Raw genomic sequence first — 3076 nt, 5'->3', positions numbered from 1 at the left:
TATTGCAGCACCTTGATAAACTCTCTTCCTTCTCGAGCCTGAAGAACGCCGCAACAACATCGTATCCTTCTTTCTTTAATAAATACAGCGCAACAGAACTATCAACACCGCCACTTACTCCAACATAAACTTTCATAAAAAGATTTTATAGCGTTTTTGCTAATTTGCAAACATATGTAAAATGTGCCGATCTCAACATCGTATCTCTACCCTTTTAACCCGAATTTAGCAGTATAATAATTTTGACACCAGGGTAAAAAACCTCAACGGTATTTTCGGACAAACAGACAATATAATAATTATTAGCAAGTCCTAAGTGCAATCAACTTGTTTTTTATCGACATAACATTATTTTATTCTTTTCACAAAGTTCTAAATATATTTGACTTTTTTAAATCTTATTGTAAAATTGATTGAAAACACATTTCAATTGTGAAAAAAATATTGTTAGGAGGTACAAATGGACATACCGTTTGCAACAATTGAGAGACTTGCAATTTATGTAAGATGTTTGAGGCATCTTAAAGAAAGAGGTGTGAAAAAAATCTCTTCTTATGAGATGGCTGAACACACGAGAACAACACCAGAACAGGTAAGAAAGGACCTCTCGTATTTCGGCAAATTTGGGAAAACAGGCGAAGGATATGATGTTGAAGCACTTTTAAAGAAACTCGAGAAGATTCTCAAAACAAAAAGGAAGTGGAATGTTGCAATCATTGGTGCAGGCTCTCTGGGAACAGCCCTTTCAAAGTACAAAGGCTTTAAAGAAGTGGGCTACGATGTAAAAGCGATGTTTGATATCGATCCAGAAAAAATTAATAAAAAGATAAACGGCATTCCTGTGTATCATATCGAAAAGTTTGGCGAAGTTGTTGATAAGGAAAATATTGAAATTGCAATTGTTGCAGTTCCAACTGAGGCAGTGCAAGATATCGAGGAAATTATTGCTAAAAGTAAAGTTAAGGGAATTTTAAATTTCGCTCCGGTCACATTAAATCTTAAAACTCGAAGGAAGATAGTTGTCCTTGATGTTGACCTCACACAAAAGTTGTATATAATTTCATATCTGATAAAAAATAAATGGGAGGAATAGATGGATGTATTAACGCTAAACTGTGGTAGTTCTTCCGTAAAATACCAACTTTATAGATGGAGCGAAAAAAGAATTTTAGCGAAAGGTATCGTTGAGCGTGTGACAATTGGCGGTTCTTTTATCAAGCATGAAGTTCCGGGAAGGGACACAGTTAAAATCCAAAGCGATTGTCCTACACACAAGGAAGCAATTGAACTTATCCTTAAGACTCTTACAGACCCAGAAATTGGTGTTATTAAGGATGTTAAAGAAGTAAAAGCAGTGGGTCACAGGGTGGTCCACGGAGGCGAAAAATTCAACAAATCGGTTCTTATTACAGACGAAGCTCTAAGGACTTTTGAAGAATTACAAGACCTTGCACCACTTCACAATCCCCCTAACATTATGGGAATCAGAGCTGCTATGGCTGTTCTTCCTGATGTGCCTCATGTTGCAATTATGGATACTGCATGGCATCAGACAATACCTGAACATGCCTTTATTTATGCACTTCCAAGAGAGTGGTACGAAAAATACCATATAAGAAGGTACGGTTTTCACGGCACTTCATTTCTTTATGTTGCAAAGAGAGCAGCTGTACTTTTAGGAAAGAATCCCTTCGAAACAAATGTTGTTATTGCGCACCTTGGAAATGGCGCAAGTATTGACGCTGTAAAGAATGGCATATCTGTTGACACAAGTATGGGATTTACACCTCTTGAGGGACTTGTTATGGGAACTCGTGCAGGTGACCATGATGCAGCAATTGACCTTTATATGATGGATAAGTTAGGGCTTTCAGTAAAAGAGATGAACGATATCCTGAATAAGAAAAGTGGTGTTTTTGGTATAACGAATGGGAAGTACACAGACCGCAGGGATGTTGAAATAGCAGCAGAACAGGGAGACCCTCTTGCGCAACTTGCAATTGACATTGAAACCTACAGGCTTAAGAAATACATTGGTGCCTATATGGCAGTTTTGGGTAGAGTTGATGCAATTGTATTTACAGCAGGTGTTGGAGAGATGGGACCAATATTTAGAGAAAAGTCTCTTGAAGGGCTTGAGAATCTTGGTGTCTCCGTAGACAAGAGAAAAAACAATCTCTCATTAACAAGAAATGCGGAAACTGATATCACAGGTGCTGATTCGAAAGTAAAAGTCTTTGTTATTCCAACAGACGAGGAGCTCGTAATGACTGAGGATACAGTTGCTATTATGGAAGGTCGTTATGATATTCATACAAAATTTACTTATTCCTTCCAGGACCCACATTACAAGAATCTCCTGAGGGAAGAAAACTTCGCAAAAGAATTAGAGAAAAAGCCAGACCTTGCAGAGATACGAGCAAAAATCCCAGGAATTGGATAGACAGAAGGGGGCACAAAGCCCCCTATTTTAATTTCTTGGAGAAAATCGTTTATCCTGAGCGAAGCGGATAATTTTCAAAATTTTAGGTAGGACACCACACACCATCTCAATGCTCCTGAATTCGTATGAGAATTCTTTTTCGGGTGAAGCTGGAGGAGGGGCGTCATTTCACATCCTCTATTTAACGGAGGAGACCCCTCACTGCGTTCGGGGTGGCAAAGGGGACGAAGCCCCCTTTCCAACTTTTCCCCAAAGGCAAAAGGCATTTCGGTGGAGTATTGAGGGGGATCCTTCTCGCCATCTCAATTGAAAGGAGGAGACCCCTCGTCACTTCGTTTCTCGGGGTGACAACCAAATCGAAGTGGTTAAAAGACCCCCTTCAGAACCGACACGAAGTGTCGTCCCGAACGTCTTTTGTGAGGGATCTCCGCCTTATCCCCCCCAAAAAAGAGACTTTAAATTCATTCGGGGAGTTTTTTGAGGAGTGCTTTTAAACCCCCTCAACAGGTTGGAGGAAGGGACTTATCCCTCCTCCGTTGATTGTCATTATTCATTGCCAAGTTTTTCCAAATCACAGACTTAAAATTTTTTACACAAACTGAAAATGTAGTATTAAAGGGAACTATATAAATT

General features: G+C 39.2%; 3 protein-coding genes. 2 read left to right on the top strand and 1 reads right to left on the bottom strand.

All coding sequences use genetic code 11. From position 1 onward, the window contains the following. Positions 1–136 (bottom strand): 7-cyano-7-deazaguanine synthase (locus JHC30_02570; GenBank protein MCI4463039.1); only part of this gene is annotated, 136 nt, incomplete at its 3' end. A gap of 324 nt (positions 137–460) precedes the next feature. On the opposite strand from JHC30_02570, the gene JHC30_02565 reads away from it, so the two are divergent. After that, a complete protein-coding gene (locus tag JHC30_02565) occupies positions 461–1093 on the top strand; it encodes a redox-sensing transcriptional repressor Rex (GenBank protein ID MCI4463038.1) in 633 nt (210 codons plus the stop codon). Then, positions 1094–2443 (top strand): acetate kinase, encoded by a 1350-nt coding sequence (locus JHC30_02560; protein ID MCI4463037.1) that lies wholly within the window; start codon positions 1094–1096, stop codon positions 2441–2443. The last annotated feature ends 633 nt before the right edge of the window (positions 2444–3076 follow it).

The organism is Caldisericum sp., from assembly GCA_022759145.1.
Classification (GTDB): domain Bacteria; phylum Caldisericota; class Caldisericia; order Caldisericales; family Caldisericaceae; genus Caldisericum.
This window is presented reverse-complemented; position numbering and strand designations above follow the sequence as displayed.

Excerpts from the sequence above, each read along its gene's own strand:
- JHC30_02565 (MCI4463038.1), top strand. The coding sequence starts at position 461 with ATGGACATACCGTTTGCAACAATTGAGAGACTTGCAATTTATGTAAGA.
- JHC30_02560 (MCI4463037.1), top strand. The coding sequence starts at position 1,094 with ATGGATGTATTAACGCTAAACTGTGGTAGTTCTTCCGTAAAATACCAA.